The organism is Pseudomonas sp. NFACC04-2 (assembly GCF_900119265.1).
Lineage (GTDB): Bacteria > Pseudomonadota > Gammaproteobacteria > Pseudomonadales > Pseudomonadaceae > Aquipseudomonas > Aquipseudomonas fluorescens_AA.
Genome location: NZ_FPJC01000007.1, coordinates 211417 through 227734, shown reverse-complemented (window position 1 = coordinate 227734; position 16318 = coordinate 211417). Strand labels below are relative to the sequence as shown.

The window sequence follows — 16318 nt, the reverse complement described above, 5'->3', positions numbered from 1 at the left end:
CCCCTCGACGCTGCGTAATGTTCCGGTCACGGTGCGCCAAGACACCGCCCTACAATAATCCGCTGCCGCACGAGACCCTCGCGATGAAAAGACTGTTCAAACGCTGTCTGTCGTTCCTCTGCGGTACCGTTCTACTCAGCACCGGGGCGATGGCCGCCGAGCCTGCGTCCTGCCAGACCGTACGCATGGGCGTGGTCAACTGGACCGATGTGATCGCCACCAGCGGCATGGCCGATGTACTGCTCGCCGGCCTGGGCTACGACAGCAAGCAGACCAGCGCCGTGCAACAGATCATCTTCGCCGGCATCCGCGACAAGCGGCTCGACATCTTCCTGGGGTATTGGAAGCCGGCGATGGACAAGAACATCGCTCCGTTCCTGGCGGCCAACCAGGTGAAGGTACTGGACAAACCAAGCCTGGCCGACGCCCAGGCCACATTGGCCGTACCGGATTACGTGGCGGCGGCGGGGCTCAAGACCTTTGCCGACATCGCTCGGTTCAAGGATCAGCTTGGCGGCAAGATCTACGGCATCGAGCCGGGCAGCGGCGCCAACACCACCATCAAGACCATGATCGAGACCAACCACTTCGGCCTCAAGGACTTCAAGCTGATCGAATCCGGCGAAGCAGGCATGCTGGCGGCGGTACAGCGGGCGGTGAACCGCAAGGAGTTCGTGGTCTTCGTCGGCTGGACCCCGCACCCGATGAACATCAACATGAACATCACCTACCTGACCGGCAGCGAGGACGTTTATGGTCCGAACGAAGGCGCCGCGACCGTGTCCATCGTGACTGCGCCGGACTACGCCCAGCGTTGCCCGAATGTGAGCCGGCTGTTGGAAAACCTCACCTTCACCGCTGCCCAGGAGAGTCAGTTGATGGTGCCGATCATGGAGCGCAAGACACCCCAGGACGTCGCCCGCCAATGGCTGCGCGAGCATCCTGAGGATCTTCAGCGCTGGCTGGCGGGTGTCACGAGCTTCGATGGCAAGGATGGCGTGGCGGCGGTGCAGGCCAGTCTCAAGGACTGAGGCGATTTTCTGGGCACTGATAACCCCTGTGGCGAGGGAGCTTGCTCCCGCTTGAGTGCGCAGCGCTCACAAGATTCTTGGGGCGGCTGCGCCACCCAGCGGGAGCAAGCTCCCTCGCCACAAAAGCCTCCGAGCCACACCACGGCAAACCAAGATGACCTACCCACTCTCCCAGGCAATGTCAGCCTTCATCGACAAAACCCAGAGCTTCACCAGCCCGGACGATAGCCTCGTTGGTTCGCGCCAGGCCTATAGCCAGATGTGCCGGGCGTTCACTCCGCCCTGCCCGCCGACGCTGGCCATCGAGGATTTCGAACTGGCCGGCGTGGCGGTGCGGGCCTATTACCCGCAACGTGCGGCACCGCTCGCCGGCTGGCCATGCATGCTTTACCTGCACGGTGGCGGTTGGGTCGTGGGGGACCTGGATTCCCATGACTTCATCTGCATGGAACTGGCCGCTGAGTTGGGCGCGTTGGTGGTAGCGGTGGATTACCGGCTGACTCCGGAGCATCCGTTTCCGGCCGGTTTCGACGATTGCCTCGCGGTGTGGCGCCACTTGGCGGACGCCCCGTTTGCCATCGACCCCCGTCGCCGGCTGGTGGTCGGTGACAGTGCCGGCGGCAATCTCGCCGCCGCGTTATGCCTGGCCTTGCGCGATGCCGGGCAACCGTTGCCTCGGGCCCAGGTCTTGATTTATCCGGCGCTCGGTGGTCCCGCGGATCTGCCGTCGCGTCACGAGTGCTCCGATGCCCCGCTCCTGAGCAGTCGCGACCTGGAGCGCTATGAGGCGCTGTACCTGGGTGGCGCTCGTCCCTCGCCTTATGCCATGCCGTTACTCATCGACAACCTGGACGGCTTGCCGCCAGCGCTGGTTGTCGTCGCGCAATGGGATCCACTGCGGGACGACGGCGTCCTTTATTGCGAGCGGCTGAACGCCGCAGGGGGAGACGCCGTGCTGTATGTCGGCAACGGGCTGGTCCACGGTTGCCTGCGTGGCCGGGGCCAGGTGCCGGAGGTCGATCGGATGTATCGCGCGCTGCTGGCGTATCTGGCTGACATGCTTTGACTGCGCAGGGGACATGCTCATTAAGGGCATTCGGGTTTATGATGCCGGACGGCAGACTAAATAGAAGTCCCTACAGGGATGACTCGACCCCTTACGGAGCGCGCAATGCAGACTTTGTACCCGCAGATCAAACCCCATGCCCGGCACGATCTGGCTGTCGATGACACCCACACGCTCTATGTCGATGAAAGCGGTTCCCCTGAAGGCCTGCCAGTGGTGTTCATTCACGGCGGCCCGGGTGCCGGCTGCGATGCGCAGAGCCGTCGTTACTTCGATCCGAACCTGTACCGCATCGTCACCTTCGACCAGCGCGGTTGCGGTCGGTCCACCCCCCACGCCAGCCTGGAAAACAACACCACCTGGGATCTGGTCGAAGATCTGGAGCGTATCCGCAAGCACCTGGGTATCGACAAATGGGTGCTGTTCGGCGGCTCCTGGGGCTCGACCCTGGCCCTGGCGTACGCCCAGACCCATCCGGAGCGGGTGCATGGCCTGATCTTGCGTGGAATCTTTCTCTGCCGTCCGCAGGAAATCGAGTGGTTCTATCAGGCTGGCGCCAGTCGCCTGTTTCCCGACTACTGGCAGGACTACATCGCACCGATCCCGCTGGACGAGCGCGACGACCTGCTCAGCGCTTTCCACAAGCGCCTGACCGGCAACGACCAGATCGCCCAAATGCACGCGGCCAAGGCCTGGTCCACCTGGGAAGGTCGTACCGCCACCCTGCGTCCGAACCCGCTGGTGGTCGATCGCTTCTCCGAGCCGCAGCGGGCGCTGTCGATTGCCCGGATCGAATGCCACTACTTCACCAACAACGCTTTCCTCGAGCCCAACCAGTTGATTCGCGACATGGGCAAGATCGCCCATTTGCCAGGCGTCATCGTGCACGGCCGCTACGACGTCATCTGCCCATTGGACAATGCCTGGGAGCTGCATCAGAACTGGCCCAACAGCGAACTGCAGGTGATCCGCGACGCCGGCCACGCCGCCTCCGAGCCGGGGATTACCGACGCGTTGGTGCGCGCGGCCGCGCAAATGGCCCGGCGCCTGCTCGACTTGCCGCCCGAAGAAGCATGAAGGGGCTGTTGCAACGGGTGCGCGGCGCCCGGGTCGAGGTGGCGGGCGAGATCGTCGGGGCCGTGGACCAGGGCTTGCTGGTGCTGGTGGCCGTCGAGCCCGGGGATACCCGGGCCAGCGCCGACAAACTCCTGCACAAGCTGCTTAACTATCGAGTGTTCAGCGACGCCGAGGGCAAGATGAACCTGTCCTTGGTGGATGTCGATGGTGGGTTGCTGCTGGTGTCGCAGTTCACCTTGGCGGCGGACACCAAAAGCGGTCTGCGCCCAAGTTTTTCCACGGCTGCGCCTCCAGCCCTGGGCGAAGAATTGTTCAACTATTTGCTGAGTCAGGCGAAACAGGTGCATGGCACTGTGGCATCAGGTAGATTCGGCGCCGACATGCAGGTTCATCTGGTCAATGATGGCCCGGTAACCTTCCTGTTACAGTCCTGAAAGCGTTTGAAACATCTTTTCAGTTCTGTTTCGAGGTTAAACGGTGAGTTTTCTCGATAAATACTTCGTTACCCCTGATGCGTTGTCACGCGGGCTACTAGATAATCGCGCGCTACGGGGGATCAGCGTTCGCTGGTCCATTTGACTTAGGTAGAGAGTTGTCCTGGACCGTTTGGGGAATCATTTTGCCCCGTCGGAGTCGGAACAATGCTCGCCAACTTGGCAAGAGTGGTCCGCAGGAGCGGTTTTTCAGCACCGTTACCGTGCAGATACTTTATCTGGCCGTTGGTTTTTTGATCAGTTTTCGGCGAGGGTTGCTCGTGATTGTTAGTCCCTGTAATGCACCAAAAATGACTGCCAAACGGTTGAGAAGCGCCCTGGTAACGGGCTCGGCCCTGTTGTGCCTGTTCGGCGCGGGCCAACTGTGGGCATTCAGCCTGGATGATGTATCGGCGAAGGCACAAGAATTGGCCGGGCAGAAGTTCGAAGCCCCGCGCAGCAATTTGCCGAACGAATTCCGCGAAATGAAATTCGCCGATTATCAGAAAATTCGTTTCCGCACCGAAAAAGCTGAATGGGCCGACCAGAAGACCCCGTTCCGGCTGTCCTTCTATCACCAGGGCATGCATTTCGACACGCCGGTGAAGATCAACGAAATCACCGCGACCACCGTCGACGAGATCAAGTACGACCCGACACGTTTCGATTTCGGCGACGTGAAGTTCGATCCCAAGGCCACCGAACAGCTGGGCTACGCCGGTTTCCGCGTGTTGTACCCGATCAACAAGGCCGACAAGCAAGACGAAATCATGACCATGCTCGGCGCGAGTTATTTCCGCGTCATCGGCAAGGGCCAGGTCTACGGCTTGTCCGCTCGTGGCATGGCCATCGACACCGCGTTGCCATCCGGTGAGGAGTTCCCGCGCTTTCGCGAGTTCTGGATCCAGCGTCCGAAACCGACCGACAAGCACCTGGTGATCTTCGCCCTGCTGGATTCGCCACGGGCCACTGGCGCCTATCGCCTGACCGTGCGTCCGGGCACCGACACTGTTGTCGACGTGAAATCACGGGTGTTCCTGCGTGATCGTGTCAACAAGCTGGGCATCGCCCCGTTGACCAGCATGTTCCTGTTCGGCGCCAACCAGCCGTCCAAGGTGCTGAACTACCGTCGTGAACTCCACGATTCCAGCGGCCTGTCCATCCATGCCGGCAACGGCGAGTGGATCTGGCGTCCGCTGAACAACCCGAAACACCTGGCCGTGAGCAACTTTTCGGTGGAAAACCCGCGTGGTTTCGGCCTGCTGCAACGTGGTCGTGACTTCAGCCACTACGAAGACCTGGATGACCGTTACGAAAAACGTCCAAGCGCCTGGATCGAACCGAAAGGCGATTGGGGCAAAGGGACTGTCGATCTGGTGGAAATCCCGACCGCCGACGAAACCAACGACAACATCGTTGCGTTCTGGAGCCCGGAAAAACTGCCTGAGCCAGGCCAGCCACTGGACTTCGCCTACCGTCTGCACTGGACCCTCGACGAAGCCAACCTGCACTCGCCAGACAGCGCCTGGGTCAAGCAGACCCTGCGTTCGACCGGTGACGTGAAGCAGTCCAACCTGATCCGTCAACCGGACGGCAGCGTGGCCTACCTCGTGGACTTCGAAGGGCCGTCCCTGCAAGCGCTGCCTGAAGAGGCCGAGGTGCGTAGCCAGGTGAGCGTTGGCGACAACGCCGAGATCGTCGAGAACAGCGTGCGCTACAACCCTGAAACCAAGGGCTGGCGCCTGACGCTGCGCCTGAAGATCAAGGACCCGAGCAAAGCGACCGAGATGCGTGCCGCATTGGTCCGGCCGCTTGTCCCTGTCGAGCTGCCAGCCACCGCGCATTCCGTGACCACGCTGGCCAAGGCCGACAAGGTCGCCAAGCAGCAGAGCGAAAAAGAGCAAGCCAACGAGCAGGCCGGCGAGCAGAAAGAGGCCAAGGCCGTCAAGTCGTCCACCGCCGCCGCCGAGCCGACCCCAACCCCACAGGAACCGGAACAGACTGAACAAGTCCTGACCGAGACCTGGAGCTACCAGTTGCCTGCCGATGAGTAATACGTCCGTACAACCAGAATCTCTCAGTGAGTATCTGGCCCATTTGCCGATGACCGACGAGCAGCGCGCCGAGCTGGCGGGCTGCACGTCATTCAGCGAATTGCACAAGCGCCTGGCTTCTTCGACATTCGACGCTCCCAACGAGGCGGCGCAAGCCTCGGTGGGCCGACGCCTGACGCTGAGCACTGCCGAGGAACTCGAGGACGCCGAAATGCTGGCCCTCGATGCCAACGGCCGGGTGTGCTTGAAGGCGACACCGCCGATTCGCCGCACCAAGGTCGTGCCGGAACCGTGGCGCACCAATATCCTGGTGCGCGGTTGGCGGCGCCTGACCGGGCGTACCAATCCGCCGAAGCCACCCAAGGATGAGCGCGTGCTGCCTCATGCACGCTGGCGTACCGTGGGTTCGATCCGCCGCTACATCCTGCTGATCCTGATGCTCGGCCAGACCATCGTTGCCGGTTGGTACATGAAAGGCATCATGCCGTACCAGGGCTGGTCGCTGGTGGATCTGGACGAAGTCTTGCACCAACCGTTGCTGCAGACGGCCACGCAAGTGCTGCCATATGCATTGCAGACCAGCATCCTGATTCTGTTCGGGATCCTGTTCTGCTGGGTGTCGGCGGGTTTCTGGACGGCGTTGATGGGTTTTCTCGAATTGCTCACCGGCCATGACAAATACCGCATCTCCGGCGCCAGCGCTGGCAACGAGCCCATTCCCAAGGACGCCCGCACTGCGCTGGTGATGCCAATCTGCAACGAAGACGTGCCGCGGGTATTCGCCGGTTTGCGCGCGACCTTCGAGTCGGTGGCCGCCACTGGCGACCTGGATCGCTTCGACTTCTTCGTGCTCAGCGACAGTAACGAAACCGATATCTGCGTGGCCGAACAGCAGGCCTGGCTAGACGTCTGCCGTGAAACCGGGGGCTTCGGCAAGATCTTCTACCGCCGTCGTCGCCGTCGTGTGAAACGCAAGAGCGGCAACCTCGACGACTTCTGTCGTCGTTGGGGCAGCGACTACAAGTACATGGTCGTGCTCGACGCGGACTCAGTGATGAGCGGCGAATGCCTGACCAGCCTGGTGCGCCTGATGGAAGCCACGCCGGACGCCGGCATCATCCAGACCGCGCCGCGGGCATCGGGCATGGACACGCTGTATGCGCGCATGCAGCAGTTCGCCACCCGGGTGTATGGTCCGTTGTTCACTGCCGGTTTGCACTTCTGGCAGTTGGGCGAATCCCATTACTGGGGTCACAACGCAATCATCCGCATGAAGCCGTTCATCGATCACTGCGCCTTGGCGCCGTTGCCGGGTAAAGGCGCGTTCTCCGGCGCGATCCTGTCCCACGACTTCGTCGAAGCCGCGCTGATGCGTCGTGCCGGCTGGGGCGTGTGGATTGCCTATGACCTGCCGGGCAGCTACGAAGAGCTGCCGCCGAACCTGCTGGACGAACTCAAGCGTGACCGTCGCTGGTGCCACGGCAACCTGATGAACTTCCGGCTGTTCCTGGTCAAGGGCATGCACCCGGTGCACCGTGCGGTGTTCCTGACCGGCGTGATGTCCTACCTGTCGGCGCCGTTGTGGTTCTTCTTCCTGGTGCTGTCAACCGCGCTGCTGGCGGTGAACACATTGATGGAGCCGCAGTACTTCCTCGAGCCACGCCAGCTTTATCCATTGTGGCCGCAATGGCATCCGGAGAAGGCCATCGCCCTGTTCTCGACAACCATCGTGCTGCTGTTCCTGCCCAAGCTCTTGAGCATCGTGCTGATATGGGCGAAAGGGGCGAAGGCGTTCGGTGGCAAGTTCAAGGTGACGTTGTCCATGCTGCTGGAGATGCTGTTCTCCATGCTGCTGGCGCCGGTGCGGATGATCTTCCACACCCGCTTCGTGCTCGCCGCTTTCCTGGGCTGGGCCGCGACCTGGAATTCGCCCAAACGGGACGATGACTCCACGCCATGGAGCGAAGCAGTCAAGCGCCACGGCCCACAGACCTTGCTGGGCTTCTTCTGGGCCTTGCTGGTGATCTGGCTGAACCCGAGCTTCCTCTGGTGGCTGGTGCCGATCGTGGGTTCGCTGATGCTGTCGATTCCGGTGTCGGTGATCTCCAGCCGCGTAGGCCTGGGCTTGAAATCCCGTGATGAAAGCCTGTTCCTGATCCCTGAGGAATACGCACCGCCGCAGGAGCTGCTGTCGACTGACCAGTACACCCATGAGAACCGTTGGCATGCCCTGAACGACGGTTTCATCCGGGCGGTGGTCGATCCACAACAGAACGCCTTGGCGTATGCGCTGGCGACCTCACGTCACGGCAAGGCCGAGCCGATCGAATGGCTGCGAGTCGAACGCGTTCGTCACGCCCTGAAGGTCGGCCCTGCCGGTCTCAGCAATGCCGAGCGGCTGGCCCTGCTGAGCGACCCGGTGGCCTTGTCTCGCCTGCACGAGCAGGTCTGGAGCGAGGCGCATCCCGAGTGGCTGGCGGCATGGCGAGAGTCGGTCAAGGCCGACCCTCATGCACCGTTGCTACCGCTACAGCCAGTGAGCGTGCAGCCTCAAGTGGCCTGATACGCAAAAAGCCCCGCTTCTGAAAGGAAGCGGGGCTTTTTGTTGGATGTGATTCCTGTTTTGCGGGCCCTCACAAGGATTTTGATGCACGTCATGAAGTGCGTATATCTTCGGCAGCGCTTACCTGTCCGGCGGCGGGGGAGTTAGGTAACTCCGTAGAAGGAATAGGTACATTAGGCGCGGCGGATGTAGTTTGTGGGGTGATCGTAGACACTTGAGAACGAGAAGCGCGGTAAGCAATTAGAACTGCGCCAGCGGCTTCTGATCCTTTTATCGCTATTTTATGCAGAGTTGAAGCAATAGCACTGGAAATGCTAACAGTAGAAACCAACATATAACCAGCGAACCCAAGATCATATTGCTGGGCAGTAAGGCCGGGGACGTGGGCCTCAACGCGGTTCAACCCGAGATACGCTAACGAAGACAAGACAGCGCCAACGCGACTGATTCTTTTTACAGCTCGCCCAAACTTGCGATTTCCTACCCCGGGAATCCATGTGACCGCTCGCTTGGGAATGTAAGGAACCGCGAACTCATTGAAGGCTTCCAAGAGCGCATTAGCAAACCATCCATGTACACTCCATTTCCCTGTGGGATCCCTACGATTGACCGGGTCGCCCGCGCAGTAAGCGTAGCTATTCAAGCCGCCTTTCCCAAAGGGGCTCAAGCTGTCGGGACTGTTGAAGCGCATGAGCCGCGGATTGAAAGCACGGTGTCCGTTCCCCAGCAGGTAGTGACCGGTGGTTGAATCAGCCCGTTCGCCGTTGAAGCCCAGAATACTGGTCAACCCTCCCGCCTTTGGACGATGACCGTACGGCGTATAAGCTGATCTCGTGCCGAAGGCTGTCAGCACTGAGCCATGTTGGTCGGTCATCAACAATGAAGTGACCTGGCTGTTTCCATTGTGGCTTTCCGCCAGTAGCACTTCCATGCTTTGAAAAATCTGAAGCTGAAGGGGTCCTTGGATTTCCGTAGTCAGCCGGTTTCGTTGATAAAAACGACTGCCTTGGGACTGATCGCCGGGCACGTAGCCGACCAAGCGATCGAGAGCATCGTATCGATATTCAATAAGAAGCCGGTCAGGAGTGGTATCCATGATCATTTTCCAGAAGCCAGACGACTCATTCCAGTCTCTGTCTATATGAACGGGTTTGTCTACTATCAGAACTGTTAGGTTTCTGGATGTGACGTGTAACTTACAAATTTCACGCGTCTTCCTCGAAGATAATGGGTTGGAAATCTGTAATGGCAGACTCCAGAAAGTTAAAGATATGCAAAGTGTTACCTTGATATATTTAGAGACGCTAACGAGAGGCGTTTTTTAAACGTGTTATTACTGATTGTACAAGTGCCAAAAAAAGCGCAATTGACGATAGTGTTTTAACTTCCATGATTCTCAGTCGTGCGAGAAAGTAATGTTACAAAATACATGTCTTGAAGTATTGCTCCGCTAAGAGTAGTGAAAGTGGGACATATTTGGATAACTAGTTATTGGTAGATGAACTTTACATGTGGGCGTCTGGTTATTAAGGTTCGGCACGTCATGGAAGGCAACTCAGGAAACTAAGGTTAGGTTAATATTTTAAATTACCCGGTGGAAGTCTGATGAATTATTTGCCTGATTACAAAAGCCAGAGCCTCACTGAACATGAGGTTTTTGGGCTGTCGGTAAAGTATAACCTTGCAGACGGTCATAGTTATATTTCCGCGAAAAAGCATTTTAGAGGCGTGTTATTCAACTTGCCGGATTTATGGGATGCTGCGGTCGCGACCTCTATCCCACAAATGGAAATGGCCTTTAAAGATATTTTTGCAGATTATTTTGCGCTGGCGGGTTTAAAACGACACACATACTTTTCGGTCTGTCCCACTGCGTCAAACAGTATAGATATAGTGGGTGCATGGGCGCGTTCAAAAAAGTTTAAAGTCGGTTTGATCGAGCCGACATTTGATAACCTCGCTCAGCTACTTCGACGTAGGGAAGTCGAACTTGAAGCTCTTCCGGAAAAAATGTTCTACCACATAGAGCTACTAGAGAAAGTCATTCGAGACAAAGATCTGAATGCTCTGTTCATCGTCAATCCGAATAATCCCACAGGTTTCGTTTTCGACGCGGTCATGATGGAAAATATCACTGATTTGTGTTGCAGACTAAATATAGTATTAATACTCGATACTTCCTTTCGGTTTTGCCATAAAGCTCCGCTCGACGAGTATGCGCTTCTGCTTGAAAAGAATGCATCGTTTATCGTTCTAGAGGATACCGGTAAACAGTGGCCGACATTGGATGCCAAAGCCAGTCTGCTCTCATACAGCGATGATTTGGCTCAGGATATCAGAACCATATACGAGGAGATCTATCTTTGCTGTTCAAGTTTTACACTGAGAGTGATCATCGAATTTATCGAAGCGACATTGAGGAAAGGCGGCCTCGCTTACATGCATTCGATTATTACCAAAAACTCGGAAATGGTCCGCTCGCAACTCGTAGGAACAAGGGTTTATATTGATGCAGAGCATCCGCAGTCGGTCATGACAGTCATGTGGCTTAACATAAAGCAAACGGGTCTCTCGGATCTTGAGTTAACTGACTACCTAGCAACTTATGACGTGGCCGTACTGCCAGGAAGGTATTTCTATTGGAGCAGCCATGAGGTTTCAGGAAGCGACCGTATAAGAATTGCTTTATTGAAGCCCGATGATCAGTTCGATCATTCTATTTCACGCTTGAGGCAAGCTTTACTCGAACTGGAGCCGGCCAATAGAATCAACACTGCAGAGAAGGTTTCAGAATGAAAAAGGTCCTGATTACAGGGGATTTTGACATCGATAGAGCGGTATTTCCAAACAACATCGAACCCATCCATATTAGACGTCCTGTTGACGAGCAACAGCTTTTAGAGTTGTTGCCAGACGTGCACGCTTATATTTTGGGCGGACCGGAATATTTATCGGTTCGATTGATTGATAAGGCCACTCAACTGAGGCACGTGGTCGTCATGGGGACGGGAATAGCAGGTTTTGTGGATGTTGACTACGCTACAAAAAAAACTATACACCTGTCCAATACTCCTTATATGAATGTCCAGGCAGTGACAGAGTTTACATTGGCCATGCTCACCATTTGCCTGGCAAAGGTTCCTGAAAGTATTGAGGGCGTGAAAGAGGGGGGGGGCTGGATTCAAACACCGAGGCCTTCTCTATCGGACTTAAGCATCGGGTTTGTAGGGATGGGTGCTATTGGCACCGAGATGGCGCATCAGCTACATCTACGTGGTTGTTCGAGAATGACCTACTGGTCTCGAACTAGAAAGCCCGAACTTGAAAAAAATCTGAGCATGACGTATGCGTTTCCGAAGGATATTGTGGGTACCATGGACGTTGTATGCATTCATCTTGCAGCATGTCCTGAAACGCGATATTTGATTAATGAGGATGTATTAAAAGGTGCGAGACCAGCCATTAAGATCTTTAATATGTCCAGTCCCTGGATCATTTGTCCAGTGGCACTTAAAGATTTTCTCTGTACTCACCAGGAAGCATTTTGCTATATCGATGGTTACTACAATGAATGGGTAAAAAATAGAGGTCAATTTAAAGATCCGTATGGCCTGCTTTCTCTGCCTAGTAAAAATCTACTGGTAACGTCTCACTTGGCCGCGCAAGAGCAAGGAACAATCAGTGCTATCTTTGCCAAGGCGGTGAAGCAAGTTATCGATTTTCCCTGAAGGTAGATACTGAAGAGCATGGGCACAGCTACCCGGCTTCGTAAGCGAGTGTTCTGATAAGAATGGCTCTAGCTGTGACTTGAACTATATAAAGATAAATCTTGGGGGGCGTCGTTGACGCCCCCGATTTGTTATCCAGACTTCCTTAAACCAGCCCATGAGGTAACGCTTTCATGGGCTTGATTTAAACCTCCGCTGCCTAATCGCTATCTGTCATCCACCGATGCTGTCGAATCGCCTAAATAGATTGTAAACCTGCTTGATGGTAACAAAAAACGTGAGGGTTACCACCATAATAAAGGCTGATACGAACAGCGTGAGTCCATTAAACAAAGCATCTAGTGCAACAGATGCAAATACGATCATTGGTAAGGCTGCGATCAAAAAATATAGCAAGATCTTGGAATAGAATGTCGCGGGCAACAGCGCAAACGTAAAAATGGACGAATGAATATAGTCGACAGGTAGGTCGCGCTGGGTAACAAATGAAAATGAGTTTAGCGCCATAATAAAGGTAACGCTTGCGACCACTCCCATGAGCATAACAAGCAAATACAAGCCAGCGTTTAATGGATTCGCTAAGAACGGTGAAAAATCTATTTTATTCGAAAGCCCGCAAATAGCCGTCATGAGCAATGCGCTCCATAGATAGTGAACTTGGCACCAACGGAATAAAATCAGTATCAGCAGGTTAACTGGTCGCACCAGCAACATGTCAATCCGGCCCTGTGTGAGTTGTCGAAAAAAACCGGCAATAGCGGAGCTAAAGAAGCTGGTTAGCAAACCTCCCAACGTGTATGACATGAAGAAAATGAGTAACCAGTTGGTGTTTATTTCTTCAGTGACAACGAAAGTGCTAATGACATCAAAAAAAACAAACTGTAAAGTATAAAGTGTCACTAACGCAAGCGTACTGCCGAAAAGATTGGTTTTGTATTTGCCCGCTTCTTTTGCCGCGTTTCTGATCAATATGAGTGCGTGCATTTAACCTCCTACTCCCGAGTACCGGTTGCTAGCTAATTTAAAGCCGATCTTGCAGGCTGCCAACATAGTCAGAAACCAGACAGCATAAAGACTTAAGAGCTCTATAAGTAGTTCGCTGCTTGGGCGCAGCAAGAATTCTGCTGGACCGCTGATGAGTAATCTAAATGGATTATATCGCATCAAAGGCTGAAGAAATTCCGGCCAATAAGACAACGGAAGCAACGTTCCACCAATTACGTTCGCCAAAATAGCTTGGAAGCTGAGTGTCATGTCGGGACGAGTTAGCCAAAACGTAGACAGAGACATTAAGAATCCGAGTAGAAAACAGAACAACAGATTGATCAGGCTCAATATTATGAAACCTATGACTCCAGGGCCTATAGAACCTGAAATCATGACGAAAGCTGCGATAATCAATATCGGAACATAATAAAGAATGCTTTCACCCAGAAAAATAAACAGGTTGTACTTAAAATAGCTTATAGGCTTAATGAAGATACCTTCCAGTTGTCCCTCATGAACATTTGTGGAGACTCTAAAAATCAGGTCGTAGGTGTTGTTCAAACGATTGAGCGCTAGTACCGAAACATAATAAAGATATGTTTCCTTTAACGTATATTGCGGAAGCGTTTCTGCGGTGCCTCCGTGGTAAACAAAACTCCATATGGCGAACTGTATAAAAAATGGTACGCCCGTGGCGATAAGTAGGTCGGTGATTAACATGGATCTGTCTCGATACGCCGAGAGCAACCCTGTTTGAATGAGCTTGTAACAGGCGGTAATATTCATGATTACTCGTCAGACCAGGTTTTGAAAAGATTGACCACGCTATTTTCAAAATCCAATGAAGAGACTTCCAAGTCGTAGATTCCCTCCTTGAATAAACTGAAGATGGCGCTGATTGATAACCGAGGTACGATGTAGGAGGTCTGGTTTGATCCATCATTAAGAATGCTGACCTCTGAAAAATTTTCAAGAGCTTTTTTGAATGCCAGAAGCCCTTTCTCGCTATGAGTGATGTCTTGAGTGCTTACGGTTAGTTTTACATTAGTCCTAAAAGTCCGGCTTAATTCGTGCATGGAGCCGTCAAAGCGAATGCGCCCTTTGTCTATGATAATGGCGTCGTCACAACAGGCTTCTATATCGCCGAGGTCATGGCTCGTTAGAAATACCGAAAGGTTGTTTGTTTTTCTTTCGTGGTTCAGGTATCTGCGTATTTCATATTTGGACGTTACGTCCAGACCGACCGTTGGCTCATCCAGAAAAATCAGTTTTGGAGAATGCAAGAGATTAAGGGTTAGCTCGCATTTTACGCGTTCGCCCAAGCTTAAGTTGCGAACGGGTTTGTGAAGGACCTTGACCAGATTCAAAGCATCAGATAGTTCTGAAAGCCGACGAAGGTAGTCAGCGTCTGCAATACCATAAATTTCTTTATAGGTATCAAAACTTGTTTTGACTGGTAGATCCCACCAGAGTGATGTTTTATGGCCGAAGACCACTCCTATTTGCTTGAGAAATTTTTTTTCACGAAGACTTGGGTCGCAGCCGAGAACCCTTACTTGTCCGGACGAAGGTTTTTGTATTCCACACAGTATCTTGATCAAGCTGGATTTGCCCGCTCCGTTTGGTCCAATGAATCCAACGGCGGCGCCATTTTTAATCGTGAGCTCTATCGAATCCAGTGCCTGAAATATGTCGTATTGTGGTTTTATTAGTTGCTTGCTCCATGCCATTAGACCTTTAGTTTCTCTGGCTAGAGAATAATTTTTGCAGACTGAATTCAAACTGATTAAATCGTTCATAGATAATAGGTCTGTGCAAGTATTTGGAGTGTTTAGCAGGTATGAGGTGTGAGCTACGAATCTCTGTGTTCGTGCTCTAGTAACACTCCTTGAGTACGCCGTTGGTTATGTCAAAATAGCGATTTCCAATGTTTTTAATAAACCTTGCATCGTGGGAAACGATTATCGCAGCGGCGTTCAGTCGCTGGATTTCGCTTTCCAGTGCCTCCTGGGACTTTATATCCAGGTGGTTTGTAGGTTCGTCCAGAATTAAAAAGTTTGGGTTGTGCAAGCTCAATGCCAGGAGAGCGAGTCGACTGCGCTCGCCGTAGCTGAGTTGCCCCATTTTTTTTTGGGTACTCAAATAGGAGAATCCCGCGGAGGCGAGTTTATTGATTGCTTGCTGCTGATCAATTTCAAAATTGCTTGAGAAGAACTCCAGTGCGCTGAATGCTTTTGGTAATGCAGAGAAATTTTGATCAAGAATGCCTATTTTTATGGAGGGATTGCGCCTTATCTCCGTGGCCGTGCCGTCAATAATGGCCTTTAGCAAGGTGCTTTTGCCGGAACCGTTTTTGCCCAAAATAACGATTCGATCGCCTCTATTGATGACGAGTTCTTTTATGGAAAAAAGGAAATGTCCTAGGGGTGAATGTAACTTGAAGTTTTCTATATGGAGGATTTTTTTTACATTTAATTCATCAGTGGCCAATGTGATGTCTTGTTTGCGCAAAGATCTCGCGATGGGCATGCTGGCTTCAAGGCTCTTGACCCTGCGCTCTATTTTTTTTGCCTTTTGAGAAGCGTTGTCGCTATGATTATTTACACCCAGTTGACGTTGGAAGTTTGCACTTTTTTTTAATCTTTGAATTTCATTGGATTTGACTGATCTGTATTCAGACAAAGCCTGCTCCTGTTCTGAAAGCAGTTTTCTTGCATGAGTGAAACTGGTTTTGAAGTGAGAAAAACGCTGGTCATGAAGAAAAAGCGTACTCTTCGTAGCTAAATCCAGGAAGTCACGGTTGTGGCTGACTACAGCAAATGTATCTGCAATATGTTTTTCCCTAAGCAAACGAATAAGGTTCTCTATGTGGGAACGGTCCAGGTGGTTTGTTGGTTCATCCAGTAGCAATACATCTGGTTGCAAGATGGCCGCCTCGGCAATCATTACGATTTTTTTCCAACCGCCACTTAGTTGGCCGAATGGAAGTGCTCGGTAACCTTCTGGAAAGTTAAAAAGCTCAAGGGTATAGCTAACTTTCCATTGCTCTTTCGTTGCGTCAGATAAAATATTTTCCAATATTTCAATCGCAGTCGACTCGTCCCATTGAGCAGGGTATCCCTGTTCTACGTAGAGGCAGCGTAACCCTCGAGCATGTATTATGTCGCCTTCATATTCTTCTTGTTGTTTTGCGATACTGCGAAGCAGTGAGCTTTTTCCAGCTCCGTTATCACCAACGATTCCCAGTTGGTCGCCTCTGTTAATGGTCAGGTTCAGGTCCGAGAAAAATGTTTTTCCGTGAAGGGATAAGGATGCGTTTATCACCTTGATCAATGACAT

13 protein-coding genes are annotated in these 16318 nt (G+C 53.4%); 8 read left to right on the top strand and 5 right to left on the bottom strand.

From position 1 onward, the window contains the following. The first annotated feature begins 83 nt into the window (after window positions 1-83). The 6 genes from BT125_RS12735 to mdoH all read left to right on the top strand — a co-directional run bounded on the left by BT125_RS12735 (window position 84) and on the right by mdoH (window position 8264). Window positions 84-1031 carry a choline ABC transporter substrate-binding protein gene (locus BT125_RS12735; RefSeq protein ID WP_072407412.1) on the top strand — a complete coding sequence of 316 codons (948 nt, stop codon included), beginning with the start codon at window positions 84-86 and terminating at the stop codon, window positions 1029-1031. Window positions 1032-1185: 154 nt separating this feature from the next. Beyond that, the gene (locus tag BT125_RS12730; protein WP_256573761.1) at window positions 1186-2097 is read left to right on the top strand and encodes an alpha/beta hydrolase; all 912 of its coding nucleotides are present in this window, start codon (window positions 1186-1188) and stop codon (window positions 2095-2097) included. A gap of 105 nt (window positions 2098-2202) precedes the next feature. Further along, window positions 2203-3174, top strand: a complete 972-nt coding sequence (gene pip / locus BT125_RS12725; protein ID WP_072407409.1) for a prolyl aminopeptidase — start codon at window positions 2203-2205, stop codon at window positions 3172-3174. Beyond that, on the top strand, window positions 3171-3608 hold the full coding sequence (gene dtd, locus BT125_RS12720) for a D-aminoacyl-tRNA deacylase (protein WP_072407407.1): 438 nt from the start codon (window positions 3171-3173) through the stop codon (window positions 3606-3608). Before pip ends, dtd begins: the two co-directional genes overlap by 4 nt. 320 nt (window positions 3609-3928) lie before the next feature. Further along, a complete protein-coding gene (locus BT125_RS12715) occupies window positions 3929-5701 on the top strand; it encodes a glucan biosynthesis protein G (protein ID WP_072407467.1) in 1773 nt (590 codons plus the stop codon). Next, on the top strand, window positions 5694-8264 hold the full coding sequence (mdoH, locus tag BT125_RS12710) for a glucans biosynthesis glucosyltransferase MdoH (protein WP_072407405.1): 2571 nt from the start codon (window positions 5694-5696) through the stop codon (window positions 8262-8264). Before BT125_RS12715 ends, mdoH begins: the two co-directional genes overlap by 8 nt. A 91-nt stretch (window positions 8265-8355) precedes the next feature. Here mdoH and BT125_RS12705 read toward each other — a convergent pair whose 3' ends face one another. Further along, window positions 8356-9360, bottom strand: a complete 1005-nt coding sequence (locus BT125_RS12705; RefSeq protein ID WP_072407403.1) for an RHS repeat-associated core domain-containing protein — start codon at window positions 9358-9360, stop codon at window positions 8356-8358. Between the two features lie 509 nt (window positions 9361-9869). On the opposite strand from BT125_RS12705, the gene BT125_RS12700 reads away from it, so the two are divergent. Beyond that, a complete protein-coding gene (locus tag BT125_RS12700; protein WP_072407401.1) occupies window positions 9870-11060 on the top strand; it encodes an aminotransferase class I/II-fold pyridoxal phosphate-dependent enzyme in 1191 nt (396 codons plus the stop codon). Beyond that, window positions 11057-11992 (top strand): NAD(P)-dependent oxidoreductase, encoded by a 936-nt coding sequence (locus BT125_RS12695; RefSeq protein ID WP_072407399.1) that lies wholly within the window; start codon window positions 11057-11059, stop codon window positions 11990-11992. The genes BT125_RS12700 and BT125_RS12695 overlap by 4 nt, the downstream gene beginning before the upstream one ends. Window positions 11993-12205: 213 nt before the next feature. Here the strand turns inward: BT125_RS12695 and BT125_RS12690 are convergent, their stop codons facing one another. The 4 genes from BT125_RS12690 to BT125_RS12675 all read right to left on the bottom strand — a co-directional run bounded on the left by BT125_RS12690 (window position 12206) and on the right by BT125_RS12675 (window position 16318). Further along, the gene (locus tag BT125_RS12690; protein ID WP_072407396.1) at window positions 12206-12976 is read right to left on the bottom strand and encodes an ABC-2 family transporter protein; all 771 of its coding nucleotides are present in this window, start codon (window positions 12974-12976) and stop codon (window positions 12206-12208) included. Then, window positions 12977-13765 carry a hypothetical protein gene (locus BT125_RS12685; RefSeq protein WP_072407394.1) on the bottom strand — a complete coding sequence of 263 codons (789 nt, stop codon included), beginning with the start codon at window positions 13763-13765 and terminating at the stop codon, window positions 12977-12979. A gap of 2 nt (window positions 13766-13767) precedes the next feature. After that, window positions 13768-14778 carry an ABC transporter ATP-binding protein gene (locus tag BT125_RS12680; protein ID WP_083564494.1) on the bottom strand — a complete coding sequence of 337 codons (1011 nt, stop codon included), beginning with the start codon at window positions 14776-14778 and terminating at the stop codon, window positions 13768-13770. Between the two features lie 76 nt (window positions 14779-14854). Continuing rightward, the gene (locus BT125_RS12675) at window positions 14855-16318 is read right to left on the bottom strand and encodes an ATP-binding cassette domain-containing protein (protein WP_072407390.1); all 1464 of its coding nucleotides are present in this window, start codon (window positions 16316-16318) and stop codon (window positions 14855-14857) included.